Genomic DNA, 26,133 nt, shown 5'->3' on the forward strand with positions numbered 1-26,133 from the left:
AAGTACGCCTGGGACGCTAGATCGGCAAGGCGCCGCCGTCAACGGCGCAGAGCCCTTGATCCTATTGGGCGGCGTCGATGCGGAAGAGACGTTCGTCGATGTGGTCCAGGGCGAGCCGCACGGCCCCGAGGCCGACCGCCTCGTCGCCCAGCGTCGACGCCTCGATCCGGGTGGGGCCCAGGCACAGCGGGCGGACGTGCCGCCGCAGTTCCTCGACGAGCCGGTCGCCCGCGTGGGTCAGCTCGCCACCGACGACGATCATCTCGGGATCCAGCGCGAGCGCCATGGCGGCGATGCCGCGCGCCATACGTGCGGCGAGCCGCTCGACCAGCGCGACGGCCTGAGGATCCCCCCGCATAGCCGCGTCCAACACCCGTTCGACGCCTGCGTCGCGCCCCTCACCGGCCCCCGCGCCGGACTCCTCGTCCTCGCCAGCGCCCACGTCGACACCCGCGCCGGGGCCTTCGTCCTGGACCTCGCTGGGGGTTGCGGGTGACGGGCTCATTGCGCCTGATAGCACTGCGGCGGTGTCGCGCAGGCCCAGTTCGGGGAGCATGCCGACCTCGCCGGCCGCGCCCCAGCGGCCGCGGTGCAGGCGGCCGTCGATGATCGCGCCCATGCCGGTGTGCAGCTGGGCCAGGACGTAGATGACGTCGTCGACGTCCTTGGCCACGCCGCGCCAGCGTTCGGCGACGGTGGCCAGGTTGGCGTCGTTCTCCACGTACACCGGGCAGGAGAACGACCGGCCGAGCTCGCGCGCGAGGTGCAGCCCCTGCCAGCCGGGCACGACCGTGCAGATCGCGACGGTGCCGTCCGGGGCGATCACGCCCGGGGTGCCGGCGGCCACCGCCCACAGGTCCGAGCGGTCGACCTTGGCCCGCGCCAGGCAGGTCTTCACCGCGGCGCGGACGGCCGCGAGCCGTTCGGGCGGCTCCCACGCCACGTCCAGGTCCACGCTGTGGCCGCCGACGACCTCGCCGTCCAGGTCGGCGACGAAGATCCGGGCCCGGTGCGACTCGATCTCCATGCCGAGGGCGTAGCCGGCCTCGGCGCGGAACCGGTAGCGCCGGGCGGGACGGCCCAGGCCGGCCCCGGCGCGCGGCGCGACCTCCTCGACCAGCCCGCGTTCCACCAGCTCGCCGAGCACGCCCTCGGTGGTGGGCCGCGACAGCCCGACCTGCTTGGCGAGCTCGGACAGCGTGGGCTCGCCGCCACCGCGCAGGGCGCGCAGCGTGGCGACGGAGTTGAGCCGCCGGAGCACCGACGGGTCGCCCCCATGGAGCGCGGAATCTGACACGGGACCTCTTGACACGGATCGGGGGTACGAGGACATTATTGCGCAACCTACTTACGAAATGAACTTTCGTAAATGCCGCCGAGGTGTGCCGGGTGCGCATCTCACCAGGTCAGGAGGCATATCGCGATGGAAGCATCGGGGGTCACGCTCGCCGTGGCGGGGGCGGGGATCCGCGGCTCCACCTATGCCCGGCGGGCGCCGGCGGCTCCGGGGGGCGTGGGGGGTCGTCCCCCCTCGGGCAGGCACGGCGCGAGGGTGGTCGCGGTGGCCGAGCCGGACCCGGTGCGGCGGGAGCGGTTCGCCGCCGAGCACGGCATCCCGCCCGAGCGGGTGTTCGCCGACTGGCGCGACCTCGCCGCCGCCGGGCGGCTGGCGGACGGTGTGATCATCGCGACGCCTGACGCCGAGCATGCCGAGCCGGCGGTCCGGTTCGCCGATCTCGGCTACCACATCCTGCTGGAGAAGCCGATGGCGACCACCGAGGCGGACGCGGTCGCGATCCTGGCGGCCGTCGAGCGGAACGGCTCCACCCTCGCGGTCTGTCACGTGCTCCGTTATACGCCCTACACGGCCGTGATCAGGGAATTGATCGCGGCGGGGCGGATCGGAACCCCGATCAGCATCCAGCATCTGGAGCCGGTCGGGTGGTGGCATCACGCCCATTCCTACGTCCGCGGCAACTGGCGGCGCGAGGACGAGTCCGGCCCGATGCTCATGACCAAGTCCTGCCATGACCTCGACTGGATCATCCACGTGATGGGCGAGGAACCCGCCCGGGTCTCCTCGTTCGGCAGGCTCTCGCACTTCCGGCCGGAGAACCGCCCGGCCGGCGCCGCGGACCGCTGCCTGGACTGCACGGTCGAGACCACGTGTCCTTATTCGGCCAAGCGGCTCTACCTGTCGTGCCTCGACGACCCCGACCTGCGGGCCTGGCCGCTGAGCGTGGTCACCACCGACCACACCGAGGCGGGCGTCCGCACCGCGCTCCGCGAGGGGCCGTACGGGCGGTGCGTGTACGGCAGCGACAACGACGTGGTCGATCACCAGGTCGTCAACCTGGAGTTCCCGTCCGGGGCGACGGCCGCGTTCACCATGACCGCGTTCTCCCCGTACGTGCAGCGCCAGACCCGGATCTTCGGCACGGCGGGCTTCATCGAGGGCGACGGCGCGCGGCTGACCCTGCGCGACTTCGTCACCGGCGAGGAGGAGGTCTTCGAGACGGCGGACGACCACCGGTCGCCCGACGGCCGTCACGACGACGCCGACGACGCCCTCGCCGACGCGTTCATCGCGGCGATCGCCACCGGCGATCCCTCCCTGCTCCCCTCCGACGCGCGGGAGAGCCTGGCCGCCCACCGGGTGGTCTGGGCGGCCGAACGCGCACGCCACACCGGCACGGTCGTGGACATCACCCCCTCCCTGACCCCCGCGAAATCCTCCGCATCCCCCGCACCCTCCGCATCCCCCGCGAAAGGCACGGCCTGATGAACACCAAGACCCTCACGGGCACCGCCACGACGGCGATCGCCCTGGCGCTGGCCCTCAGCGCGTGTGGATCCGGGAGCGACGACAAGGGCTCCTCGGCCACGAAGACGAACGCGGGCCGCGGGCCCATCACGTTCGCCACCGGCAAGGACCTGACCGGCACCATCCAGAAGCTCGTCGGCAAGTGGAACACCGCCCACCCGAACGAGAAGGTCCGGATCATCGAGCTGCCGGAGGACGGTGACCAGACCCGGCAGCAGCTGGTCCAGAACGCGCAGATCAAGTCGAACGCCTACGACGTGATCCGGCTGGACGCGGTCTGGACGGCCGAGTTCGCCGCGCGCCGCTGGGTGCTGCCGCTGGACGAGTCCAAGCTCGACCCGGCCACGTTCCTGCCGACCGCGCTGGAGACCGGCAAGTACCGTGGCAAGCTGTACGCGGCGCCGTGGCTGACCGGCACCGGCATCCTCTACTACCGCACGGACCTGCTGAAGGCCGCCGGGGTGAAGAACCCGCCGAAGACCTGGGCCGAGCTCACCGACGCCTGCGCCAAGGTGAAGAAGACGTCCGAAGGCAAGGGCGTCGACTGCTTCGCGGGCCAGTACGACAAGTACGAGGGCCTCACCGTCAACTACTCCGAGGCGGTCCAGTCGGCGGGCGGCCAGGTCTTCGACGACTCCGGCAAGCCGCAGGTGACGACGCCGCAGGCCAAGGCCGGGTTGCAGTTCCTGGCGGACGGCTTCAAGCAGGGCACCATCCCGTCCAAGGGCGTCACGCTCAAGGAGGAGGAGGGCCGCCGCGCGTTCCAGGACGGCAAGCTGGTCTTCCACCGCAACTGGGCCTACGTGTACGCGATGGCCTCGGCCAAGGACGGCACGTCCAAGGTGAACGGCAAGTTCGACGTCGTTCCGCTGCCCGGCAAGGACGGCCCTGGCTCGGGCACGCTCGGCGGCAACAACCTGTCGGTGTCGGCCTTCTCCAAGAACCAGGCCACCGCGCGTGACTTCATCACCTACATCGTGAGCCTGGAGATCCAGCGCGAGTACGGCAAGGAGCAGTCATTCCCGCTGTCACGCGCGGCGCTCTACGACGACCCCGAGATGGTCAAGCTCTACCCGTACCTGCCCGTCCTGAAGAAGAGCCTTGAGGCCGCCAAGCCGCGTCCGGTCGCGGTGAAGTACAGCGAGGTCAGCGCCGCGATCCAGGACAACGTCACCGCCGCCGTCACCGGCAAGAAGACCGTCGACCAGGCCTCCGCCGACCTGCAGACGGCGCTGTCCGGCCTGGCCGACTGAGCCCGCCTTGACCTCCGAGAACACCGGGTCGACCGCCACGAACACCGGGCCGGCCCATCCGAGCACCGGCCGCGGCCCCGGCACCACACCCGCCGGGCCGTCGCCGGTAACGTCCCCTGCCGGGCCGGCTCTCGCCGGCCAGCGGCCCGGCAGGGGACCATCTCGCCGGACCGGCCGCACGGGCTCCCGCGCGGGCGGCCGGGCCGACGGCCAGGGGCGGCTGGCCGCCGCCCTGCTGTCGCCCACCCTCGCGGTGCTCGGCGTCGTGATCGTCTTCCCGATCGCGGTGGCGGTCTGGGACTCGCTGCACACCACCAGCGAGGAGCTCGACGCCGACGGCCTGGTGGTCGAGGGCACCCGGTTCAGCGGGCTGCGCAACTACGCCGACCTGTTCCGGGGCGAGACCGGCGACCGGTTCCTGACCGCGCTCTGGAACACCTCGTTCTTCACCGTCACGACCGTCGTGCTCGAGACGATCCTCGGGCTCGGCATGGCGCTGCTGATGCACCGGGCGTTCCGGGGCAGGGCGCTGTTCCGGGCGAGCGTGCTGGTGCCGTGGGCGATCCCCACCGCCATCTCCGCGCTGCTGTGGCGGTGGATCTTCTCGGCGGACGGCGTGGCCAACGCGGTGCTCGGCCGGGAGGTGCTCTGGACCGCCGACGGCACGGCCGCCAAGTACGCGGTGATCCTGGCCGACACGTGGAAGACCGCGCCGTTCGTCGCGCTGCTCGTGCTGGCCGGGCTGCAGATCATCCCGGCCGAGGTGTACGAGGCGGCGCGGGTGGACGGGGCGAACGCGTGGCAGCGGTTCTGGAGCATCACGCTGCCGATGGTCAAACCGGCCCTCCTGGTCGCGGTGATGTTCCGGATGCTCGACTCGCTCCGCATGTTCGACGTGCCGCAGGTGCTCATCGGCACCCGCAAACCGTCGGTGGAGACGTTGTCGCAGCTCGCCTGGGACGAGGCGATGAACCTGCGGTTCGGCCCGGCGGCGGCCTGCGCGATCGCCCTGTTCCTCTACATCGTCTTCGCCGCGTACGTCTTCGTCCGGCTGCTGGGCGCCGACTTCGTCGGCCGAGGGGGGACGGCCTCCCCTGCCGCCCGGCGTACGGCCCGATTCGGAAGGGGCACCGCGCAATGAGCGGCAGCCGTGAGGGAGCGCGGGGGCTGAAGCGGCTCACCGATCCGCTGACGATGATCGCCGTGGTGGTGTTCTGCCTGGCGCCCTTCTACTGGATGATCGTCTCCAGCCTCCGCCGCACCAACGACATCCTCGACATGTCGCCGCTGCCGCGGCCGTGGTCGCTGGAGAACTACCGGGCGGTGTTCGACGCGGACAACGGCTTCGTCCGCGCGCTCGGCAACAGCCTCGTCGTGGCCGGGCTGACCACCGTGCTCACGCTGATCGTCGGGGTGTCGGCCGCGTACGCGCTGGCCCGGCTGGAGTTCCGGTTCAAGCGGCTGGTGCTGGCGCTGATCGTGTCCACGTCGATGTTCCCGGTCAGCCTGCTCATCGTCCCGCTGCTGCGGCTGTTCACCGACATCGGCTGGATCAACACCTACCAGGCGATGATCGTGCCGAACCTGTCGTTCGCGCTGCCGCTGGCGGTCTGGAACCTGACGGTCTTCTTCCGGCAGCTCCCGTTCGAGCTGGAGCAGGCGGCGATGGTGGACGGCTGCACGGCGGGCCAGGCGTTCCGGCGGGTCATCCTGCCGCTGGCCGCGCCGGGCGTCTTCACCACCGCGATCATCACGTTCGTGGTCGCGTGGAACGAGTACATGATCGCGCTGAGCATGGTCAACAAGCAGGAGACCAAGACCGCCAACGTGATCGTGGCCCAGTTCACCGGCCAGCACGGCTTCGACCAGCCGTTCGGCACCCAGATGGCGGCCGGGGTCATCGTGACCGTCCCGCTGGTGGCCGTGGTCCTCATCTTCCAGCGCCGCATCGTCGCCGGGCTGACCTCCGGCGGCCTCAAGTGATCATTCCTCGTTGAGTCCGGCTTCACCTCCCGTTCCGTCCTCCCCTCCAGTCTGCTCAGATTCGGGCCCAATCCCCTCTGGAGTACCGCGCATGAGATCACCCCTGCCCACCCGCAGTTCCGCCCGAGGGGGGACGACCCCCCACACCCCCCGGAGCGGCTTCGCCGTCCCCGGACGCCGATCGTTCCTGGCGATGACCGGCGTCAGCACCGCCGCGTTCGCCCTCGGCACCGGGCACGCCGCCGCCGAGGAGAACGTCGGCGGCAAGGTCCCGAGCGACCCGTTCGGCCTCGGCGTCGCGTCCGGCGACCCGTGGCCCGACGGCTTCGTCCTGTGGACGCGCCTGGCGCCCAAGCCCACCGAGGCCGACGGCCACGGCGGCATGCCCCGCCGCCCCTACACCGTGCGGTACGAGGTCGCCGAGGACGCCGCGTTCAAGAAGGTCGTCAAACGCGGGCAGGCGCTCGCCACCCCCGAACTGGCCCATTCCGTGCACGTCGAGGTGCGCGGGCTGCGGCCGGGCCGCGAGTACTTCTACCGGTTCCGGGCGGGCGACGAGGTGAGCCCGGTCGGCCGCACGCGCACCGCGCCCGACCCGCGTTCCATGCCCGCCGAGCTGCGCTTCGCCACGGCGTCGTGCGCGGCCTGGTACCACGGGCACTTCACGGCGTACAAGGACATGGCCGAGCAGGACCTCGACCTGATCTTCTTCCTCGGCGACTACATCTACGAGTACGGCATCACCAAGACCAACTGGTGGCGCGAGGAGCCGCTGCCGCTGGGCCCCGAGCACGGCGTCGAGGCCGTGACGCTGGAGCAGTACCGGCTGCGCTACTCGCTCTTCAAGAGCGACGCCGACCTCCAGGCCGCGCACGCCGTGGCGCCGTGGGTGTTCACCTCCGACGACCACGAGGTCCAGAACAACCACGCCGACGAGTGGTCGGAGACCGGCATCCCGCCCTCGGATTTCCTGCGCCGCCGAGCCGTCGCGTACCGCGCGCTCTACGAGAACCTGCCGCTGCGCAGCACGGTCAAGCCGCAGGGCCCCGACATCGCGCTCTATCAGCGGTTCACGTGGGGCCGCCTCGCCCAGATCGACATGCTCGACAACCGCCAGTACCGCGACACCTTCCCGGCGGGCGTCGTGACCGGCAACCCGCCCGAACGCCTCGACCCCCAGCGCTCGATCCTCGGGGCGAAGCAGGAGAAGTGGCTGTACGACGGCCTCGGGAAGTCGAACGCGACCTGGAACATCCTCGCCACCGGCGTCGTCATGGCCGAGATCGACCGCGACACCGGCCCGGGACAGACCTACAGCAACGACATCTGGGACGGCTTCCCCGCCAACCGCGACCGGCTCTGGAACGCCTTCCGCAAGCACAAGATCGCCAACCCGGTGGTGCTCTCCGGCGACATCCACCGCGCCGTCGCCGCCGAGCTCAAGGCCGACTGGAAGAACCCCGACTCCGCCACCATCGGCACCGAGCTGGTCTGCACCTCGGTCGGCTCCGACGGCAATGGCGGCGAGACCGACCAGTACGCCCAGATCTGGCTGGGCAACCCGCACGTGAAGTACTACAACGCCCGCCGCGGCTACGTGTCCGGCCGCATGACGCCGACGACGCTCACCTCGGACTTCCGCAGCGTCGAGTACGTCAGCCGTCCCGGGAGCCCGGTCACGACCGCGGCCCGCTTCGTCACCGAGGCCGGCAAGCCCGGCCTGACGCGAGAGGTGTGATATGACCGAGGAGAACATGACCGGGAGCACCGGGACGCCGGGAGGCGCCGAGATGACGGGAAGCGCCGGGAAAGACCGGCCGCTCGCCCGCCGTACCGCCCTCGGCCTCGCCGCCACCGCGGCCGCCGCGGCGCCTCTCGCCGTCCTGCCCGCCGAGGCCTCCGCCTCGGCCGGCCCCCGCCCCGTCCGGCGGCTCCGCGCCAAGAGCGAGATCGGCCGGATCCGGCTGAGCTGGGAGGGCGAGGCCTACAAGCCGCTGGTCGACCACTACGCGATCTACGGCTCGAAGACGGCGGGGTTCAAGGTCGGCCCCGACACGCTCGTCGCCAAGACGGTCTACGCCTCGTTCGCCCACGACCGCATGGGCGGCGGCCGCCAGGACTGGTACTACCGGATCGTGGTGGTGGACGCCGCGGGCAACCGCAGCCGCCCCTCCGCCGAGGTCGCCGGGCACAGCACCGAATCGGTCGCCGTCTCGGGCAAGGCGCTGGCGACGGTCGGCGCGTTCGACCACAAGAGCCTGGAGCTGGCCCTCTCCCCCAACAAGTCATCGCAGTACCGGACGAAGTTCCCGAACGGCGTGGACTACACGTTCGGGACGAGCAGACCGGAGAACGACTGGTCCTACATCCAGCCGGGCCCCTCCGACTCCTGGGGTGGCAGCAAGCCCAGCCGAGCGACCTTCCGCTTCGCGCTGGAGGCCGTCCCGGCGGGCGAGACCTGGCTGTCGATCTGGCTGCTGGACACGCACGCCTCCCTCGCCGGAACGATCGCGCTCGCCCTCAACGGCACGCAGATCAGCGAGGTCAAGCTCGAGAACGGCGCGACCCGGGGCTCGCTGGAGGGCGACGCCACCGTCCCCGGCACCACCCTCAAGCCGTCCTATGTGGAGCTCGCGCTTCCGGCCTCGGCTTTGAAGACCGGCGAGAACGTGCTGACCATCGACAAGACGCTCGGCTCCTGGCACGTCTACGACGCCCTGGGCATCTTCACCCGCTGAGCAGGTCCTGTTTCCGGTGGCCGTGGTCTCCGACCACGGCCACCACGCGATTTCGGTGACCGGTCATTCGGCCAGGCCGCGCTGGATCTCCGCATCCCCTGGTGCCAGCTTTCCGGCGCGTTCGAGGTCGGCGCGCGCCTCGTCCTCACGGCCGACGGCGCGCAGTGCCATGGCGCGGTTGAACAGCAGCGCCGGCGTCTCGGCCGCCGCCTCGTCGGTGAGCTCCAGCGCGCGGCTCAGATCGCGCACGGCGGCGGCGGGATCACCCGTCTCGAACGAGAGGACGCCCCGGCACGCCCACGCCGTGGCCATCGACGCGTCCTGGGCGAGGGCCCGGTCGAAGGCCTCGCGCGCCTTGAGATGGCGTCCCGCCGCGGCCTCGACCTGGCCGAGCGCGCAGCGCAGATAGGGGTCGTCGGGGGTGCCGGCCAGCCCCTCGTCGCAGGCGGCGCGCGCCTCGTCGTAGCGGTCGAGCGCGACCAGGATGCCGGCGCGGTTGGGGCGCGCCTCGGCGAAGCCGGGGTCGAGTTCGAGCGCGTGGTCGAGGTCGGCGAGCGCGCCGGTGAGGTCGCCCGCGGCGAACCGGGCCTGCGCGCGGTTGAAGTACGGTTCGGGAAAGGGGAGCCCGGTCTCGATGGCCGTCTCGTAGTCGGCGACCGCGTCGGCCACCCGGCCGAGCTTGTAGAGCAGGTTGCCCCGGTCGATGTAGTAGTCGGGGTACTCGGGGTCGGCGGCGATGACCGCGTCCCACTCGGCGAGGGCGTCGGCGGTGCGCCCGAGCAGGTCGTACAGCTGGGCCTTGTTGGCGCGCAGCACCATCTTGTGGACGAGCTGGGCGTCGTCGGGGAGGTCGCGTTCGGCGAGGTCGATCGCGTCCTGGACGAACCGGAGCGCCTCGTCGGGACGTCCTCGCCGGGTCTCGATGAGGGCCCTGCCGTTGAGGTCGAAGCCGAGCTTGACCGCGCGTTCGCCGGGCTCGGGCAGGAGGCCGCACAGCGCGATGCCGGTGTTGACCCAGCCGAGCGCGGCGTCGAGGTCGCGGCGCGCCGGATCGTGGTGCCGGGTGGCGTGCATCGCGAGCGTGTAGGCGATCGTGGAGTGCCACAACGGGGAGGTGGTCCGGCCCCGTGCCTCCATCAGGACCCGTTCGGCCTCGTCCTCACGGCCCAGCGCACCGAGCGCTATGGCGGTGTCGTGCACTAGGCCCCACCAGGTCTCCGGTGCGGCGTCGGGGTCGGCGAGGGAGAGGCCGCGGAGCCCGAGCTCGGCCACGGAGTGATGACAGCCTTGCTCCAGGCACCACTCAGTGGCGAAACGGTAAGCCTCGGCCGCGCGGCGTGGATCGGTCCCACGTTCGCGGTGCCACGGCACCGCGCCGAGCCGGGGCCCGATCAGGCCCTGCGCGATCAGTTCGTCCGCCCGCAGATCGTGCTCGCGCGGGGTCAGGGCTGAGGCGGCGCGGGCGCCGGCGCGCCGCAGCGTGTCGATCGTCAGCAGCTCGGGCGGGACGCGGCGGCGCAGCACGGCGACGAGCTCGCGATCGGCAGGGTCGGCCTCGGCGTGGTCCAGCAGTTCGACGGCCAGCGGGCCGGTCCGGGCCAGGAGGTCCCGGACGAACTCGGCGATGCCGTTGGCGAGGCGCAGCGTCCGGCGGGGCGCGGGCACGAGGATGCGTTCGGCCCGGGGCCGGTGCGCGGCGATCGGCCGCCGCCGGGCGCGGACACGGTCGCGCAGGTCGGGGGCCACCGCGCGGATCTCGATGTCGTGCTCGGCGACCAGCTCCGGCGCGGCGTCGAGGGCCTCGGGGACGAGGGTGTGCAGCAGGGCGCCGCCGGCCGTGTAGGGGCCCCGCAACCGGCGGTCGGCACCGACCCTGACGACACGATTCCTGACGACGCGATTCCTGACGACACGGTCGCGGTGCACGCGGGAGCCTCCCGGGATGAGGGGACGGAAAGGCCCCCGTGGCGCGGCTCGACCACGCGCCGCGGGAGCCGGTCTCGCTGGTCCGGTCAGCCGAAGTGCTTGGCGCTGGCCGCCCCCCTCATCGTGACGGTGCCCGTACGGTGCACGATGATTTTCTTCACGTCGCGAACCCTCCTTGGCGGTAACTTGCGAACGCAGACCATCATGCGTGACCAACCGCCACCTTCAGTAACCGGCGGGCGGCCTCATCCGGACACCTGACCACCCTTGACAAACCGCTTGACGATCACCTCGGCCGCGAGTGTTAAGCGCAGGTTAGATATGGCCGCCTGCGCTTGTGAGGGCCTCCTGACCTCGGTGAAGCTGCGGATACCTGTGGTGATGCAGGTCACTCCAGCCCACCCCGAGAACACCAGGAGGTGCCCGGTGACGACGACGCTCTCCGGTACCGCGAACGACCGTCCGAAACCGGCGCGCAGCCCATGGAAGGCGCTCGTCGGCGGCTCGATCGGCAACCTCGTCGAGTGGTACGACTGGTTCGTCTACTCCAGCTTCGCCGTCTACTTCGCCTCGGCGTTCTTCCCCAAGGGCAACGACACCGCGCAACTGCTCAACACGATGGGCATCTTCGCGGTCGGCTTCTTCATGCGGCCGGTGGGCGGCTGGCTGCTGGGCCGCCTCGGCGACCGCAAGGGCCGCAAGGCCGCGCTGACCGCGACGGTCACCCTGATGTCGGTCAGCGCTCTGCTCATCGCGATCGCGCCGACGTACGGGCAGGTCGGGTACTTCGGCGCCGCCGTCCTGCTGGTGGCGCGGCTGCTGCAGGGGCTCTCGGTCGGCGGCGAGTACGCGGCGAGCGCCACCTACCTCACCGAGGCGTCCGCCCCGGGCAAGCGCGGGTTCTCCTCCAGCTTCCAGTACGTGTCGATGACGGCGGGCCAGCTGTGCGGCCTCGGCCTGCAGATCATCCTCCAGCGGACGATGTCGGCGGACACCCTGCACTCGTGGGGCTGGCGCATCCCGTTCATCGTGGGCGCGCTCGGCGCGGCGGTGGTCTTCTACCTGCGCCGCAACCTGCTGGAGACCGAGGTGTTCGAGGAGGAGGAGACCGAGGGCACGGCGAACGAGGGCGGGGCGGCCGCCAAGGCCTCCGAGCGCGGCACGTTGCGCGGGCTGCTCGTCCACAAGCGTGAGTTCGCGCTGGTGATCGCCCTGACCATGGGCGGCACGGTGGCGTACTACACGTACACGACGTACCTGACCAAGTACCTGTCCAACACCGCGGGCATGAGCAAGAACGACGCCACGCTGGTGAGCTTCTGCGCGCTGACGATCTTCATGCTGCTGCAGCCGCTCGCCGGGGCGCTGTCGGACCGGATCGGCCGCCGCCCGCTGCTGATCACGTTCGGCATCGGCTCCATGCTCGGCACCGTCCCGATCATGTCGGCGCTGCAGGACGTGTCCGGTTTCCTCCCGGCGCTGCTGCTGATGCTGGCCGGGCTGGTGATCATCACGGGCTACACCTCGATCAACGCGGTGGTGAAGGCGGAGCTGTTCCCCACCCACGTGCGGGCGCTCGGCGTGGCGCTGCCGTACGCGATCGCGAACGCGATGTTCGGCGGCACGGCCGAGTACGTCGCGCTGTGGTTCAAGAAGGCGGGCGCCGAGTCGGGCTACTACTGGTACGTGTCGGCCTGCGCCGCCGTCTCGCTGATCGTCTACTTCACGATGCGCGAGACCCGGAACGCCGCCCTGTCGCGGGCCGAGCAGGCGCCGCCGGAGCCGAGCGAGGCCGCCGAGCCGTCCGAGGGCAAGCGGCTCTCACGCGCATGACCTGCCAGGATCTACCCTGGGCCCTACCCCTGAGCCGCTAGGGCCCAGGGTGGATCCAGCCGAGGAAAGGTCGCCATGCGGGTGCTCCTGGTCGAGGACGACGACCGCCTGGCCGACGCGCTCGGCACCGCCCTCGCCGAACGCGGCCACCGCGTCGACCGGGTGACCCGGGCGGACGACGGGCTCCGGCTCAAGGACGGCGCCGACTTCGTCCTCCTCGATCTCGGGCTCCCCGACATGGACGGGCTCGACATGCTCCGCCGGCTGCGCCGCGTGTCCGCCGTCCCGGTGATCGTGCTGACCGCGCGCACCGAGGAGCGCACCGTGCTCCAGGGCCTGCGGGCCGGCGCCGACGACTACCTCACCAAGCCGTTCCGGATCATGGAACTGCTGGCCCGGATGGACGCCGTGGCCCGCCGCCTCCCGCGCGGCGGGCCCGGCGCGCAGCCGGCGCCCGCCGCGGCGGTCGCGGTCGGCGACGTGCTGATCGACCTGCGGGCCAGGACGGTGGACGTGGACGGCACGGCGGTCACGCTCACCCGGCGGGAGTTCGACGTCCTCGCGTTGCTGGCGCGCGAGCCCGGCGTGGTCCGGAGCCGTGAGGAGATCCTGGACGCGGTCTGGGGCGACGCGTTCCTGGCGGCGTCCCGTTCACTGGACGTGCACATCCGCGGGATCCGGGCCAAGACCGGCCGCCCCGGGCTGGTGCGCACGCTGCGCGGGGCCGGTTACCGGCTCGGCATCGAGGGCTGATGCGCCGCCGGCTCCTGATCACCTACCTGGCGCTCATCGGCGGGCTGGTGCTGGCCCTGGCGCTGCCGCTCGGCCTGGCGTACGCGCAGAAGCGAACGAGCGAACTGCTGCTCGACCGGCGGGCCGACGCCACCCGCATGGCGGAGCTGACCGACCAGGCCGTACGCGCGGGCGACACCTCCGTCCTGGCCGCCGATGTCCGCCGCTATGCCGCGCTCTACGGGGCGACCGTGGAAGTGCGCGACAACACCCGGACCGTCCTCATCAGCGCGGGCACGGCGGCGCCGGGCGCGGACGCCGCGACCGCGACCCGCCGGGCGCTGACGGGCCGGACGACCGAGCAGCTCCCCCTGGTCACCCCGTTCGGCCCCCGCCGGGTCGTGGTGGCCGAGCCCGCGGGCAGGGACGCCCAGGTCGCGGGCACCGTCCTCCTCGCCGCCCCGACGTCCGCGGCCCGCCGGGACATCGCGGTGGTCTGGTGCGCGCTGGCGGCCGCCGCGGCCGTCGCGTTCACCGTCGCCGCCGTGGCCGCCCGGCGCCTGACCCGCTGGACGCTGCGTCCCGTCGCCGAGCTCGACGCGGCCACCGAGGCGATCGCCGCGGGACGGCTGACGGCCCGGACGACCGCCACCGGCCCCGGCCCCTCGGAACTGCGGCGGCTGGAGGTGCGCTTCAACGCGATGGCCGACGCCGTCGCCGCCGCGCTCGACCGGCAGCGGGCCTTCGTCGCCGACGCCTCCCACGAGCTGCGGACACCCCTGGCGGTGCTGTCCCTGCGCCTGGAAAACCTTCACCCGCACCTGGGTACGGCGGGCACAGGGGAGTACGAGCGCGCGATGGAGGAGATGGACCGGCTCGGCGCGCTGCTCGACGACCTGCTGGCGCTCGCCCGCATCGAGGCGGGCACGCCCGCCGTCGCCGAGCCGATCGACCTCGTCGCCGAACTCCACCCCCGGCTCGCAGCCTGGACGGAAGTGGCGCCCGCACGCGAAGTGACCCTGCGCACCGAACTCCCCTCGCGCCTCGTGGCCACCTGCCCGCCGGAAACCGCGGGCCGCATCGCCGACATCGCGATCGACAACGCGATCAAGTTCGCGCCCGCCGGCGGTACCGTCACCGTCGAACTGTCGGCCGTCGAAGGCTCAGCGGTGCTCCGCGTCACCGACGACGGCCCCGGCCTGGATCCCGAGGAGCTGGCCGCCGCCCGCAACCGCTTCTGGCGCTCGCCGCGGCACGGCAACGTAGAGGGAAGCGGCCTGGGCCTGGCCATCGCCGACGAACTGGCCCGCGCCGCAAACGGAACCCTGACCCTCCACCCCGCCGCCCCTCACGGCCTGACCGTGGAGCTCCGCCTCTCCCTGGCCGAACAGACATAAAGAGCGGTCGACCGTAGGCAGACAGGCAGGGTGGGCTGGCCGATCATTCTTAGGGGCAGGGCCGGGTCAGCCGTAGACGGAGCGGTAGTAGCGGGCGGCGCCGGGGTGGAGGGGCACCACGCCCGTGCCGATGGCGTAGCGCTCGTCGAGGTAGGCGCCGGGGCTCTCCGGGCCGGGCAGGTTGTCGCGCGACTCGAACATCGCTCGCGTCACCTCGTACGCCACCGTGCTCGACAGCCCTGGACGCGCCATCAGGTAGCTCGGCACGCCGACCGTGGGCACCTCCGCGCGCTGCCCGTACGTCCCGGCGGGCACCGAGACGCCGACGTAGGTCGGCCCGTGCGCGCGGCTGAGCTCGGCGGCGAGCCCGTCGAGCGGGACGAGCCGGATCGGCATGCGCTGCGCCAGCCCGGCGACCGCGCTCGTGGGGACGCCGCCGGACCAGAAGAACGCCTCGATCGTCCCGTTCGCGAGCGCCTTGACCGACTCGTCCAGCCCGAGGCGGCTCGGACGGACCGGTCTCGAGACGCGCGCGGCGGCCAGGATCCGTTCGCCGACGACGGCGGTGCCGGAGCCCTCCGCGCCGAGCGATACGCGGCGTCCGGCCAGGTCCGCCACCTTGCGCACCGGTGACCCGGAGGCCACGACGAGGTGGGTGTAGTTGAGGTAGACCCGCGCCAGCGCCGTCACCGGCTGCGGGGTGGGGAACGGGCCGAGCCCCACGACGGCGTCGGCGGCGCTGTCGCCCAGGCCCATGGCCAGGTCGGCCTGCCCGGACCCCAGCAGGCGCAGGTTCTCGACGCTCGCGGATGTGGTGCGGACCTGCAGGGTGATGCCGTCCCCGCGCCGCTCCAGCACGTCCGCCAGGCGTTTCCCGAAGATCGCGTACGGACCGTTCACCGGCCCGCTCGCCAGGGTGAGCCGGTGCCGCTGCGAGCCGTTCGAACAGCCGGGCAGGACGGCCAGGCTTGGCAGAGCGGCGGCCATGCCCAGGAACGCTCGGCGGCTGGTGGTGCTCCTTGGGCTGACGTTCATTCCAGGACGTCCTGGAGGGTGCTCACCGCGTGGGCGCGGTGGCGGTCGAGCCAGGCGACGGCGGCGTCGATGTCGCCGTCGCGGAGGGCGGCGAGCACGGCCCGGTGCTCGTGGACGACCCGTTCCCGGTTGGGCGTGCCGCCGTAGTAGAGCGACCGGTAGGCGTCGGTCGCGTCCCAGAGGGTCGTGATCAGGCGGACGAGGCGCGGCATGCCCGACCGCTCGAAGAGCATGAAGTGGAAGCGCCGGTTGGCGGCGGCCATGGCGGCGACGTCCCCGGCCTCCCCCGCCCGTTCGACCTCGTCCTGCGCGGCCGCCAGCTCGGTGAGGACGTCCGGCGTCAGGTGGGCGGCGGCGACGCGGACGGCCTCCGCCTCCAGGAGCTCGCGGATGCGATAGATCTCCCGCAGGTCCGCCATGGAGAGGACGGCGACGAAGTAGCCCCGGTGCGCCTCGTGGACGACCAGGCCCTCGCCTTCGAGGATCTTGAGCGCCTCGCGCAGCGGCACCCGGCTCACGTCCAGCCGTTCGGCCAGGGCGTCCTGGCGGATCGGCGCGCCCGGCCTCAGCTCGCCTGTGGTGATCGCGCGGCGCACCTCGGCCAGCACGAACTGCTGCGCGGTCGGTGGCCGCCGGGACCGCCGGGGCTGGCGGTCCACGCTGGTCAGGTCGGAGCTCATCGCGACCGCCCTTCGAGTTCGGCGAGCACGTCCCCGGTATCCTCGCCCAGCCGCGGCGGTGCCGTCCGGTAGACCGCCGGTGTGGCGCTCATCGTGATCGGATTGGCGACCTGGCCGACGGGCTCGGCGCGGCGGGGGTCGGCGAGCGCGACCGCGGCGTCCAGGCCGAGCCGGTCGGCCAGGTCGAACGCGGCGGCCAGGTCGTTGATCGGCCCGCACGGCACCCCGGCCTCGGTCAGCTCGCCGAACCACTCGTCCGCCGTCCGGGTCGCGAGGGGCCCGGACAGCGCGGCCACCAGCTCCTCGCGGTGGGTGACCCGCGCGGAGTTGGTGGCGAACCGTTCGTCGCCGGGCAGGGCGGGAAGGCCGAGCCGGTCGCACAGCACGCGGAACTGCCGGTCGTTGCCGACGGCCAGGACGAGCGGCCGGTCCTTGGCGGTGAACACCTCGTACGGCGCGACGCTCGGATGGCCGTTGCCCATCGCGCGCGGCACCGCCCCGGCCGCCACGTACGCCGACGCCTGGTTGGTCAGCGCGGACAGGAGCGAGGCGAGCAGCGAGACCTCGATCCGCTGGCCCTCCCCCGTCCGGTCACGGTGGCGGAGCGCGGCGAGGATGCCGAGGCCCGCGTGCAGGCCCGTGATCACGTCGACCAGCGCGACGCCCGCCTTGGTGCCGTCGCCGCCGGGCTCGCCGGTCACGCTCATCAGGCCGCCCATGGCCTGGACGAGCAGGTCGTATCCGGCGAGATGGGCGCCCTCGGCCGCACCGAAGCCGGTCACCGAGCAGTAGACGAGCCCGGGGTCGGCGGCCCGGAGGCGTTCGTAGCCGAAGCCGAGCCGGTCCATCGTGCCCGGCCGGAAGTTCTCGATCAGGACGTCGGCGCGGGCCACGATCGCGTGCGCGGTCTCGCGGTCGTGCTCGTCGCGCAGGTCGAGGGTGATCGACCGTTTGTTGCGGTTGACGGCCAGGAAATAGGTCGCCTCGCCGTCGGCGTAGGGCGGCCCCCAGGCGCGGGTGTCGTCGCCGCTCCCGGGCCGTTCGATCTTGATCACGTCGGCACCGAGGTCGGCGAGCAGCATGGTCGCGTACGGACCCGCGAGCACGCGGCTGAAGTCGGCGATGACGATGCCGTCCAGTGATCCCATCCGGTTCCTCTCCTCCGGCCGGCCCCTCGCGGGTCGACGTGCGGTCGCCTGCCATCCTAGTATCGGATATTGGATCCGAAATACGATGATGAGGAGAGGTCCGATGGCGTCGTCCGTCCACCCGTTCGAGCTGTTCGCCATCCCACAGCCCCCACCCAGCCGCCCTTTCAAAGGTCAAGCTTCGCTTGGCGGTCCGATGGACGGGCTGCTGTCCGCCGAGGAGCTGGAGATCCAGCGCACCGTGCGCACGATGGGCGAACGCGAGCTGCGCCCGCACGTCGCGGACTGGTTCGAGGAGGGCGAGATCCCGGCGCGGGACCTGGCCAAGCGGCTCGGCGAGATCGGCGTCCTCGGCATGCACCTGGAGGGCTACGGCTGCGCGGGCACCAACGCCGTCTCGTACGGGCTGGCCTGCCTCGAACTGGAGGCCGTCGACTCCGGGCTGCGCAGCCTGGTGTCGGTGCAGGGCTCCCTCGCCATGTACGCGATCTGGAAGTACGGGTCGGAGGAGCAGAAGCGGCGGTGGCTCCCCGGCATGGCGGCGGGCGACACGATCGGCTGCTTCGGGCTGACCGAGCCGGACGCGGGCTCCGACCCCGGCTCGATGCGGACGACCGCCAAGCGCCAGGGCGGCGACTGGGTGCTCAATGGCACCAAGATGTGGATCACCAACGGCTCGGTGGCCGACGTCGCGGTCGTCTGGGCGCGGACCGACGAGGGCGTGCGCGGCTTCCTGGTGCCCACGGACGCGCCGGGCTTCTCCGCCCCCGAGATCAAGAAGAAGCTGTCGCTGCGCGCGAGCGTGACGAGCGAGCTCGTGCTCGACGGCGTGCGGCTGCCCGCCGACGCGATGCTGCCCGAAGCACGCGGGCTGTCCGGCCCGCTCGGCTGCCTCAATGAGGCGCGCTTCGGCATCATCTTCGGCGCGCTCGGCGCGGCCCGCGACTGCCTGGAGACGGCCCTCTCGTACGCTGCCGAACGCGAGGTGTTCGCCCGTTCGCTCGCCTCGTACCAGCTCACCCAGCAGAAGCTGGCCGACATGACGCTGGAGCTCGGCAAGGGCATGCTGCTCGCGATCCACCTGGGACGGCTCAAGGACAGTGGCGACCTGGCGCCCGAACGGGTCAGCCTGGGCAAGCTCAACAACGTGCGCGAGGCGATCGACATCGCCCGCCAGTGCCGCACGATTCTGGGCGCGAACGGGATCACGCTCGAATACCCGGTGATCCGGCACGCCAACAACCTGGAGTCGGTGCTGACCTACGAGGGCACGAGCGAGGTGCACACGCTGGTCATCGGCCGTGCCCTGACAGGCGAAGCCGCCTTCCGCTGATGGGTTTCGGTGTCTGAGAAGGTCCCGCCGTGCCGTCTCAGACGGCACGGCGGGAGTCCTTCCTGGTGCCGGTGGTCAGGCCTAGCGGCGGTAGGTCAGGCCGTAGCCGAACGGGAACAGCGGGTCCTTGCCGTCGCCCCGGTTGATGGGCTGCTGGTCGGCGCTCTTCATCCAGGTCACCGGCAGCTTGCCGGTCGGCCGGGCGAGGCCGAAGAGCACGTCCGCGACGCCGCGTCCCTCGGTGCCGGGCAGCCAGGCCTCCAGCAGCGCGTTCCACTTGGGCAGCTCGGCGGCGATGTCCAGCGGCCGCCCCGACACCAGGACCACGATGACCGGCACGCCGGACGCCCGCAGCTTGGCGAGGGTCGCCAGGTCCGCCTCGTCGAGCCCCATCGCGCCGGGCCGGTCGCCCATGAACTCCGCGTACGGAAGCTCGCCGACGACCGCGATCGCCGCCTTGTAGGAACGGTCGACGCCGTCGCCTTCCTTGTCATAGGTGACCGTCGTGCCGCGGCCCGCGTTCTGGCGGATGCCCTGGAGGATCGTGGTCCCCGGCGTGATGGCGCCGGGCGAGCCCTGCCATGTGATCGTCCAGCCGCCGGTCTGGATGCCGATGTCGTCGGCGCTCTTGCCGGCCACGAAGATCTTGTTGTTGTTCCGCTTGAGCGGCAGTACGCCGCCCGCGTTCTTGAGGAGCGTCTGCGTCCTGGCCGCCGCGTGCCGCGCGAGCGCGCGATGCTCGGCGCTGCCGACGGTGGCGAGGTAGCGCCGGTCGGCGAACGGGCGCTCGAACAGCCCGAGCTCGAACTTCTTGGTCAGGATGCGCCGGTTGGCGTCGTCGATGCGGGCCATCGAGACCCGTCCGGCCTGCACCTCGGCGCGCAGCGTGTCGATGAACCGCTTCCAGTCGTTCGGCACCATGAACATGTCGAGGCCGGCGTTGACGGCCGTCGTGACCTCGGCCGGGGTGAATCCGGGCTGCCCGTCGATCTGGTCGATGCCGTTCCAGTCGGAGACCACGAAGCCCTTGAACCCGAGCTCCCGCTTGAGCACGTCGGTGATGAGGTAGCGGTGGCCGTGCAGCTTGACGCCGTTCCACGAGTTGAACGAGATCATCACCGATCCCACGCCCCGCCGCACCGCCGCGCGGAACGGCGGCAGGTGGATCCGCCGCAGTTCGGCCTCGGAGATCTGCGTGTCGCCCTGGTCGACGCCGCCGGTCGTGCCGCCGTCGCCTACGTAGTGCTTGGCGGTCGCCAGGATGGACGCTGGCCCGTCCAGCCGCCGCCCTTGGAAACCGTCCACGACGGTCGACATCGCCGAGGGCAGCTCGGGCACCTCGCCGAACGACTCGTACGTCCGTCCCCAGCGGTCGTTGCGCGCGACGCACAGGCAGGGCGCGAACGTCCAGTCGGGTCCCGTGCCGGTGACCTCTTCGGCCGTGGCGCGCCCGATCTTCCGGACGAGCCCCGGATCACGCGTCGCCCCGAGTCCGATGTTGTGCGGGAAGATCGTCGCCCCGACCACGTTGTTGTGCCCGTGCACCGCGTCCACGCCATAGATCAGCGGCACCTTCAGCGGCGTGGCGAGGGCCTGCCGCTGGAAGCCGTCGGTCATGTCGGCCCAGGCCTCCGGGGTGTTCGGGGTGGGCGTGGAGCCGCCGCCCGACAGCACCGAGCCGAGCCGGTAGCGGGTGATGTCGTCCCCGGTGATGCCGCCCCGTTCGGCCTGCGTCATCTGGCCGATCTTCTCGTCCAGGCTCATCCGCTTGAGCAGCGCCTCGACCCGTTCCCGCACCGGTTTCTTCGCGTTCGCGTAGGTGGCCGCGCTCGCCGCGGGAACCTCCGCGACGGCACCACCGCCCAGCAGCAACGTCGTCGCCAGGCCGATTGCGAGGGTTCGGGGTGGTCTGCGGTGCATCGTTCGCCTCCGCTAGGAGCTCGGGATCCGGAATACGTTGCCGCACTCAACAAAAGGAACGTAAGTCGATCGTCCGAGCCGCGCAACGACCGCATCCGGACACCGAACCCGTAACCCATGAGTTACGCTTTAGGGCATGGACGAGGTGATGAACGCGATCGCCGACCCCGTGCGCCGGGAGATCCTGACCCTGCTCCGGGGCGAGCCCCGCACGGTCGGCGACATCGCGTCGCGGTTCACGATCAGCCGCCCCGCGATCAGCCGTCACCTGCGGGTCCTGCGCGAGAGCGGCCTCGTCCACGACGAACTGATGGGCAGGCGGCGCCTGTACACCCTCGACCCCGCCCCTCTGACCGAACTGGCCGAGTGGATCACGTTCCTGCGCTCCCCCACCGGCTGGCAGCACCGTCTGGACGCGCTGGAGACCGAGGTCCGGCGCACCGCCCGGGAGCGCTCCACGCCTGACCCCACGCCGAAGGAGAACACCGCATGAAACCCACCGGCCGACTCTTGCGCACCGCCGACGGCAGTGACCTCGTGCTCACCCGCACGTTCAAGGCGCCCATCGACGACGTCTGGGCCAGCGTCACCGAACCGCACCGAACAGCCCGATGGTTCGGCCCCTGGAAAGGCGACGCCGCGCCCGGCCGCACCATCAAGGTGCAATTGTCCTTCGAAGAAGGAGAGCCCTGGAGCGAAATGCGCATCGAGGCGTGCGAACCACCCGAACGCCTACTACTGACCACCAACGACGAAGCGGGCCACTGGCGCCTGGAACTCCGGCTCACTCACCAGGACGGCCTCACAGAACTGAAACTGATCCACCATCTCACCACCGAAGAAGGAATCGGCGAAGTAGGACCAGGCTGGGAGTACTACCTCGACATGCTTGTGTCTTCCCGAGAAGACACTCCCAGGCCCAACTTCGACGACTACTACCCTTCTCAGAAGCCCTACTTCGAGCAACTCACCTAGGGCGATCGCCCGGTATCGAACCGGGACCTCCAGGGCCACAACCTGGCGTGCAGACCACCACACCACGAACGCCGCGCCTCCGGCAGGATACTGTGCTTGCCCTGGCCAACCAGATGCGACCTTCGAGTTCGCAACCCGACGCGCTATCCACTGCGCCACGGAGACGTACCGGATGCAGGAATCGAACCTGCCTGATGTGGTTTATGAGACCACCGGAGACAGACCAGTCTCCCTATCCGGCGCGGAGGGTGTGAGAATCGAACTCACGCAGGGGGTGACCCTGACGACGGCTTAGCAACCCGCTGCCTTACCACTCGGCCAACCCTCCGGGAAAAGAAAAACCGCCCGATGGACTCCAGGTCCACGGGCGGCGGGCACACCGGAACGTTACTTTCGGTGGCGGCCGCTCCTGAGACCGGAGAGACGATGACTGCTCTGCATTCGGCTTCGCATCGTGGGCTCCTCTCCAGGTCGGTATCACTGCGTTCGACGTTCACTGTGCCAAAGCGGTTCCCTCACCGCAACGCATTTATTTTGCGCCCATGGCGAGAAAGACTGTGGCCACGGCAAAGGGTGGGCCGCGCCGCGGGAGGAACTGCGGCGCAGCCCGTCCTTTCTGCTACTTCAGGGACCAGAGCTCGTACTGCGACCAGGGCGCGGAGCTGCCCTTGCAGTCCCAGGCCTCCCAGCCCTCGTTGCGGACGCCGGCCTTGCCGGCCTCGCGGCAGCTCTCGTACCAGTAGAACCGGGCGCCGGTGTCGCGCCACGTGCCGCGCTGCTCTGCCACGGCGGCGGGCACCAGGCAGGCCGTGAACGCCAGCGCGGCACCGCTGACACCGAGCACGGCCAGGTGGATACGTGACCTCATCGCATCGCCTCACTTCTGGGGGACGGCTACGTTTCGCGACAGAGTCTTACGTTCCGTAGTCAATATCGGGCCCAGGGAACGCCCACGATTGGGTAGATCTAAACCCCAACGTGCGCGGCGACGAGAGCGGTGTGCGACAACGGTGTAGAGAGGCCGCCCACGTCCCCGCGAGGTGACATCGATGATCACGGCTTCCGGATGCGCCGCCTCGATCGGCGTCCGCTTCCGCCGCCGGTTCTCCACCTGAATCGCCACGCCGAGATTTTGTCGGACACCCCCGACAGAGTCAGGGGTGGGTGGTCACGGCCAGGGCTTGGGTGGCGATCTCGCGTTCTTCGTTGGTGGGGATCACCAGGACCGGGACGTCGGCGCCGGGGGGTGAGATCGCTCGTTCGGCTCGGGACGGGGTTTCGTTGCGGGCGGGGTCGATGGTGATGCCCAGGCGGTCCAGGCCGGAGAGCGATTGCGAGCGGACGCGGGCGTCGTTCTCGCCTACGCCCGCGGTGAAGACGATCGCGTCCACTCGTCCCAGAACGGCGTAGTAGGCGCCGACGTATTTGCGGATGCGGTGGCAGTAGATGTCCAGGGCCTCGGTGGCCTGGGCGTCGCCGGCGTCGGCCCGGCGCCAGACCTCGCGGAGGTCGCCCGCGCCGGCCAGGGCGAGCATGCCGCTGTGCTGGTTGAGGGCGGCGTCGATCTCCATGAGGCTCAGCCCGGCGACACGGGCCAGGTAGGCGGGGAGGGCCGGATCGATGTCGCCGGAACGGGTGCCCATGACGAGGCCTTCGAGCGGGGTCAGGCCCATGGAGGTCTCGACGGAACGTCCTCCGGAGACGGCGGTCGCGCTGGCGCCGTTGCCCAGGTGCAGGACGATGGTGTTGGTCTCGGCGAGCGGCGTGCCGAGGAACCCGGCGGCGCGGCGGGAGACGTACGCGCAAGACGTCCCGTGGAAGCCGTACCGGCGAACGCCCAGGTCGGCCCACGAGCGGGGGACGGCGTAGGTGTGGGCGTGGGGCGGCAGCGTCTGGTGGAAGGCCGTGTCGAAGACCGCGACGTGCGGGAGGCCGGGGAACGCGGCGCGGGCCACCCGGATGCCCTGAAGGTTGGCGGGGTTGTGGAGCGGCGCGAGGGGGGTCAGCTCGTCGATGGCCTTCTCGACGCTGTCGTCGATCAGGACCGGGTCGCTGAAGCGGTCACCGCCGTGGACGACGCGGTGGCCGACCGCGACAACGTCTGTGAGGGACGGCCCGTGCCTTTCGAAGGCGTCCAGAACGGCGCGCAGGCCTTCTTTGTGGTCGGGATAGTGGTCGGTGTGCACCGACGTCCCGTGCGTGAGGGTGCCGGTCTCTTCGCCGATGCGTTCCAGCAGGCCGGTGACGAGGGTGCCGGTGGCGTCGAGCAGCTGGTACTTGATCGAGGACGAGCCGCAGTTGAGGACCAGAACGTTCATGGGCGTGCCTGGACTGCGGTGATCGCCACCGTGTTGACGATGTCCTGGACGGTCGCGCCGCGCGAGAGATCGTTGACGGGTTTTCTCAAGCCCTGGAGGACCGGCCCGACGGCGACGGCTCCGGCGCTTCTCTGCACGGCCTTGTAGAGGTTGTTGCCGGTATTCAGGTCGGGGACGACGAAGACCGTGGCACGGCCCGCGACCGGGTTGTCAGGCAGTTTGGTACGCGCGACACCGGGATCGATCGCCGCGTCGTACTGGATCGGGCCCTCGATCAGCAGCTCGGGCTTGCGGTCGCGGACGAGCGCGGTGGCGGCGCGGACCTTGTCGACGTCGCCGCCGTGGCCGGAATCGCCGGTGGAGTACGACAACATCGCGACGCGGGGCTCGACGCCGAACCGCGCGGCGGTCGCGGCGGCGGAGATGGCGATGGCGGCGAGATCCTCGGCGCCGGGGTCGGGGTTGACCGCGCAGTCGCCGTAGACGAGGACCCGATCGGGCAGGCACATGAAGAAGACGCTGGACACGAGCTCCGTTCCGGGCTCGGCCTTGATGATCTCGAAGGCGGGCCGGATCGTGTGCGCGGTGGTGTGCGCGGCGCCCGACACCATGCCGTCGGCGAGCCCGAGATGCACCATCAGCGTCCCAAAATAGGAGACATCAGTAACGGTGTCGCGGGCCAAATCCAGCGTGACCCCCTTGTGCGCCCGCACCCGTGCGTACTCCTCCGCGAAACGTTCGCGCAACGCCGGATCGAAAGGACTGACCACCCGGGCATCACCGACATCGAGGCCCAGCATCGCGGCCCGGCGTTCGATCTCGGCGGCGTCCCCCAGCAAGGTCAGCTCGGCGACGCCACGGCGCAGAAGAAGGTCGGTGGCGCGCAGGATGCGCTCGTCCTCGCCCTCAGGCAGAACGATATGGCGGGTGACGTCACGGGCCCGTTCGAGCAGGTCGTACTCGAACATCAGCGGCGTGACCGCGGTCTTGCTCACCTGCAGCCGGTCGAGCAACGCGTCGCCGTCCACATGTTCGTCGAACAACCCGAGCGCCGTCTCGATCTTCCCGTCCGCCTCCGGGGTGAACCTGCCCTCGACCTTGGACAACAACGTGGCGGTCTCGAACGTGTCCTCCTCGGTGATGACCACCGGAAGACGCGCCGACATGCCGTCCAGCAGTTGCGCGACCGGTTCGGGAAGCTCCATTCCCCCGCTCATCACAATCCCCGAAAGCGCGGGGAACGTCGGAGCGGTATGCGCGACGAGAAGCCCAGGCAGCAGCCCGGCCGCACGGTCGGACGGAATGATGATCGCAGCACCCTCGGTCAGCCGAGTGAGAATATTGGGCAGTGACATCGCGCCGACGAGGATGGCGCCGACCTCCCGGCCGAGCAGCCGCTCCTCCCCCAGCAAGAGCTGGCCGTCGCACGCCTCCATCAGATCCCGCACGGTCGGCGCGGACAGCCGGGGCACCTCGGGAAGCGCGAAAAGCAGCCGATCCGGCCGTGCGACAGCCGGCACATCAACAGGCTCAACACGGGTAACGACAGTGGCCAGCTCAGTAGCGTGCTCGGCCTTGATCTCAGTAAGCGCCAACTCCACAGCCACGCCGTTCTCGGCCGGGGTACGTCCGCGCCCGTTCACCACAAGAAGAAGCGGAGCGCCAAGATGAGCGGCCAGCTCGGCGTTGAACCCGAACTCAGTCGGCGCCCCCACATCGGTGTAATCAGTACCGACAATGACCACCGCGTCGACCTGATCGGCAAGACCCCTGTACCGAGCGACGATGTCGGCCGTGGCTCGCCGGTGGTCCTTGTGCACATCCTCGTACGTCACGCCGGTGGCGCTGTGGACGAGCCGGAAACGCGAGCGCAGCGTCTCCACCAGATGGTCCGGCCGCCCGGCGCGCACCACGGGCCGGAACACCCCCACCCGCCCGACCCGGCGCGAGAGCAGTTCGGTCATGCCCACCGCGATCGCGGCCTTCTTGGTAGCGGCGTCACTGGCCGCGATGTACACCGCGTGCGTCACTTGATCGA

At 71.0% G+C, this 26,133-nt stretch carries 21 protein-coding genes and 4 tRNA genes; 12 read left to right on the forward strand and 13 right to left on the reverse strand.

The window, feature by feature from the left end:
- Positions 1 to 61 precede the first annotated feature (61 nt).
- Positions 62 to 1,297 carry an ROK family protein gene (locus ACGFNU_RS27365; RefSeq protein ID WP_392598051.1) on the reverse strand — a complete coding sequence of 412 codons (1,236 nt, stop codon included), beginning with the start codon at positions 1,295 to 1,297 and terminating at the stop codon, positions 62 to 64.
- Between the two features lie 126 nt (positions 1,298 to 1,423).
- Here ACGFNU_RS27365 and ACGFNU_RS27370 point away from each other — a divergent pair, with 126 nt between their 5' ends.
- The 6 genes from ACGFNU_RS27370 (at position 1,424) to ACGFNU_RS27395 (ending at position 8,798) form a co-directional block, all read left to right on the forward strand.
- Positions 1,424 to 2,782, forward strand: coding sequence for a Gfo/Idh/MocA family protein (locus tag ACGFNU_RS27370; RefSeq protein WP_392598053.1), 1,359 nt, complete (start codon positions 1,424 to 1,426; stop codon positions 2,780 to 2,782).
- A complete protein-coding gene (locus tag ACGFNU_RS27375) occupies positions 2,782 to 4,077 on the forward strand; it encodes an ABC transporter substrate-binding protein (protein WP_392598055.1) in 1,296 nt (431 codons plus the stop codon). Before ACGFNU_RS27370 ends, ACGFNU_RS27375 begins: the two co-directional genes overlap by 1 nt.
- A gap of 7 nt (positions 4,078 to 4,084) precedes the next feature.
- Positions 4,085 to 5,218 (forward strand): carbohydrate ABC transporter permease, encoded by a 1,134-nt coding sequence (locus tag ACGFNU_RS27380; RefSeq protein ID WP_392598057.1) that lies wholly within the window; start codon positions 4,085 to 4,087, stop codon positions 5,216 to 5,218.
- Complete coding sequence (locus tag ACGFNU_RS27385) at positions 5,215 to 6,060, forward strand: carbohydrate ABC transporter permease (protein ID WP_392598059.1); 846 nt, start codon at positions 5,215 to 5,217, stop codon at positions 6,058 to 6,060. Before ACGFNU_RS27380 ends, ACGFNU_RS27385 begins: the two co-directional genes overlap by 4 nt.
- A gap of 193 nt (positions 6,061 to 6,253) precedes the next feature.
- Entirely contained in the window at positions 6,254 to 7,798 is a 1,545-nt protein-coding gene (locus ACGFNU_RS27390; RefSeq protein WP_392598061.1) for an alkaline phosphatase D family protein, read from the forward strand.
- 1 nt (position 7,799) lies between these two features.
- The gene (locus ACGFNU_RS27395; RefSeq protein ID WP_392598063.1) at positions 7,800 to 8,798 is read left to right on the forward strand and encodes a polysaccharide lyase family protein; all 999 of its coding nucleotides are present in this window, start codon (positions 7,800 to 7,802) and stop codon (positions 8,796 to 8,798) included.
- Between the two features lie 63 nt (positions 8,799 to 8,861).
- On the opposite strand, the gene ACGFNU_RS27400 is transcribed toward ACGFNU_RS27395, so the two are convergent.
- Positions 8,862 to 10,724: a tetratricopeptide repeat protein gene (locus ACGFNU_RS27400; protein WP_392598065.1), complete on the reverse strand. Its 1,863-nt coding sequence runs from the start codon at positions 10,722 to 10,724 to the stop codon at positions 8,862 to 8,864.
- 426 nt (positions 10,725 to 11,150) lie between these two features.
- Between ACGFNU_RS27400 and ACGFNU_RS27405 the strand changes: the two genes are divergently transcribed.
- The 3 genes from ACGFNU_RS27405 (at position 11,151) to ACGFNU_RS27415 (ending at position 14,686) form a co-directional block, all read left to right on the forward strand.
- Positions 11,151 to 12,557, forward strand: a complete 1,407-nt coding sequence (locus tag ACGFNU_RS27405; RefSeq protein ID WP_392598067.1) for an MFS transporter — start codon at positions 11,151 to 11,153, stop codon at positions 12,555 to 12,557.
- A 75-nt stretch (positions 12,558 to 12,632) separates the two neighbouring features.
- The gene (locus ACGFNU_RS27410) at positions 12,633 to 13,310 is read left to right on the forward strand and encodes a response regulator transcription factor (RefSeq protein WP_392598069.1); all 678 of its coding nucleotides are present in this window, start codon (positions 12,633 to 12,635) and stop codon (positions 13,308 to 13,310) included.
- Positions 13,310 to 14,686, forward strand: a complete 1,377-nt coding sequence (locus ACGFNU_RS27415) for a sensor histidine kinase (protein ID WP_392598071.1) — start codon at positions 13,310 to 13,312, stop codon at positions 14,684 to 14,686. Before ACGFNU_RS27410 ends, ACGFNU_RS27415 begins: the two co-directional genes overlap by 1 nt.
- A gap of 66 nt (positions 14,687 to 14,752) precedes the next feature.
- On the opposite strand, the gene ACGFNU_RS27420 is transcribed toward ACGFNU_RS27415, so the two are convergent.
- From ACGFNU_RS27420 to ACGFNU_RS27430, 3 genes are read right to left on the reverse strand one after another with little or no spacing between them, the layout of a single operon-like run.
- Positions 14,753 to 15,721, reverse strand: a complete 969-nt coding sequence (locus ACGFNU_RS27420) for a TAXI family TRAP transporter solute-binding subunit (RefSeq protein WP_392598073.1) — start codon at positions 15,719 to 15,721, stop codon at positions 14,753 to 14,755.
- Complete coding sequence (locus ACGFNU_RS27425) at positions 15,718 to 16,401, reverse strand: GntR family transcriptional regulator (RefSeq protein WP_392598075.1); 684 nt, start codon at positions 16,399 to 16,401, stop codon at positions 15,718 to 15,720. Before ACGFNU_RS27425 ends, ACGFNU_RS27420 begins: the two co-directional genes overlap by 4 nt.
- Positions 16,398 to 17,549 (reverse strand): CaiB/BaiF CoA transferase family protein, encoded by a 1,152-nt coding sequence (locus ACGFNU_RS27430; protein ID WP_392598077.1) that lies wholly within the window; start codon positions 17,547 to 17,549, stop codon positions 16,398 to 16,400. The genes ACGFNU_RS27425 and ACGFNU_RS27430 overlap by 4 nt, the downstream gene beginning before the upstream one ends.
- A gap of 196 nt (positions 17,550 to 17,745) precedes the next feature.
- Between ACGFNU_RS27430 and ACGFNU_RS27435 the strand changes: the two genes are divergently transcribed.
- Positions 17,746 to 18,882: an acyl-CoA dehydrogenase family protein gene (locus tag ACGFNU_RS27435; protein WP_392598079.1), complete on the forward strand. Its 1,137-nt coding sequence runs from the start codon at positions 17,746 to 17,748 to the stop codon at positions 18,880 to 18,882.
- Between the two features lie 81 nt (positions 18,883 to 18,963).
- On the opposite strand, the gene ACGFNU_RS27440 is transcribed toward ACGFNU_RS27435, so the two are convergent.
- Positions 18,964 to 20,802, reverse strand: a complete 1,839-nt coding sequence (locus tag ACGFNU_RS27440) for a glycoside hydrolase family 3 protein (protein WP_392598081.1) — start codon at positions 20,800 to 20,802, stop codon at positions 18,964 to 18,966.
- A 136-nt stretch (positions 20,803 to 20,938) separates the two neighbouring features.
- Here ACGFNU_RS27440 and ACGFNU_RS27445 point away from each other — a divergent pair, with 136 nt between their 5' ends.
- Together ACGFNU_RS27445 and ACGFNU_RS27450 are read left to right on the forward strand one after the other, a co-directional pair.
- Entirely contained in the window at positions 20,939 to 21,295 is a 357-nt protein-coding gene (locus ACGFNU_RS27445) for an ArsR/SmtB family transcription factor (protein WP_392598083.1), read from the forward strand.
- Positions 21,292 to 21,777 (forward strand): SRPBCC family protein, encoded by a 486-nt coding sequence (locus ACGFNU_RS27450; RefSeq protein ID WP_392598085.1) that lies wholly within the window; start codon positions 21,292 to 21,294, stop codon positions 21,775 to 21,777. Before ACGFNU_RS27445 ends, ACGFNU_RS27450 begins: the two co-directional genes overlap by 4 nt.
- Here ACGFNU_RS27450 and ACGFNU_RS27455 read toward each other — a convergent pair.
- From ACGFNU_RS27455 to pta, 7 genes are all read right to left on the reverse strand, one after another.
- Positions 21,777 to 21,850 (reverse strand) — tRNA-His (locus tag ACGFNU_RS27455). The genes ACGFNU_RS27450 and ACGFNU_RS27455 overlap by 1 nt on opposite strands.
- A 1-nt stretch (position 21,851) precedes the next feature.
- Positions 21,852 to 21,942 (reverse strand) — tRNA-Arg (locus ACGFNU_RS27460).
- A gap of 1 nt (position 21,943) precedes the next feature.
- A tRNA-Ile gene (locus ACGFNU_RS27465) sits at positions 21,944 to 22,018 on the reverse strand.
- A 1-nt stretch (position 22,019) separates the two neighbouring features.
- A tRNA-Ser gene (locus tag ACGFNU_RS27470) sits at positions 22,020 to 22,105 on the reverse strand.
- 291 nt (positions 22,106 to 22,396) lie between these two features.
- On the reverse strand, positions 22,397 to 22,645 hold the full coding sequence (locus ACGFNU_RS27475; protein WP_392598087.1) for a hypothetical protein: 249 nt from the start codon (positions 22,643 to 22,645) through the stop codon (positions 22,397 to 22,399).
- Between the two features lie 286 nt (positions 22,646 to 22,931).
- A complete protein-coding gene (locus tag ACGFNU_RS27480; RefSeq protein ID WP_392598088.1) occupies positions 22,932 to 24,095 on the reverse strand; it encodes an acetate/propionate family kinase in 1,164 nt (387 codons plus the stop codon).
- Positions 24,092 to 26,113 (reverse strand): phosphate acetyltransferase, encoded by a 2,022-nt coding sequence (pta, locus tag ACGFNU_RS27485; RefSeq protein WP_392598090.1) that lies wholly within the window; start codon positions 26,111 to 26,113, stop codon positions 24,092 to 24,094. Before pta ends, ACGFNU_RS27480 begins: the two co-directional genes overlap by 4 nt.
- Positions 26,114 to 26,133 lie beyond the last annotated feature (20 nt).

This window comes from Spirillospora sp. NPDC048911 (assembly GCF_043198015.1).
Lineage (GTDB): Bacteria > Actinomycetota > Actinomycetes > Streptosporangiales > Streptosporangiaceae > Spirillospora.